Annotated in this window: 1 protein-coding gene; it reads right to left on the reverse strand. The window is 56.2% G+C overall.

The annotated features are described in order from the left end of the window. Positions 1-657: AMP-binding protein (locus OPS28_RS06430; protein ID WP_442863972.1), on the reverse strand; the 657-nt coding region annotated here is incomplete at its 3' end. Positions 658-678 lie beyond the last annotated feature (21 nt).

Genomic DNA, 678 nt, shown 5'->3' on the forward strand with positions numbered 1-678 from the left:
GTTCAATGGCAGCGCTTCGCCGCCTGTCAGCGCCACTAAATCGCCTTTCCCTGCCCAGCCGCCATTTACCAGCATTTCCCATGTCGCCGGCGTCGCCTGCATGCAATCTATCTGTTGCCCGGCTAACAAGGCCGCTAACCTCACCGGGTCCTTACTCGCTTCCTCTGAAGCCAGCACCACCTGACCGCCATACGCCAATGGCCCTAATAACTCCAATCCGGCAATATCAAAGGCTATCGTCGTCACCGCCAATAACTTATTCGGCCAGCTAAATACCCCTGACAGCTTGTCTTCCATCCCCGCCAGGAAGTTCACCAATGCCCGGTGCCCTATCATCACTCCTTTGGGTTTACCCGTTGAACCTGACGTGAATATCATGTATGCCAAGCTGCTATCACTGTGTCCGTCGCGGCGCGCCACATTCTCTGTTGCACACGCCCCCAGCGTCACACCCAGCTCATCACTCACATGCAGACTCACCCCCTCTACCGGTAACCCCGCCACCAAGCTCGAATGGGTCACTAAGTGTTTTAATCCTGTGTCTGCAAAAATATGCCCTAACCGCGCTGCCGGGTAACTTGGATCTAACGGGATATACGTCCCCCCCGCTTTGAGTATAGCCAGCACACTCACCACCATCTCCACCGACCGCGGCAAACACACTCCCACACTCTGCGC

It is taken from the genome of Alteromonas sp. ASW11-130, assembly GCF_026183735.1.
Lineage (GTDB): Bacteria > Pseudomonadota > Gammaproteobacteria > Enterobacterales > Alteromonadaceae > Alteromonas.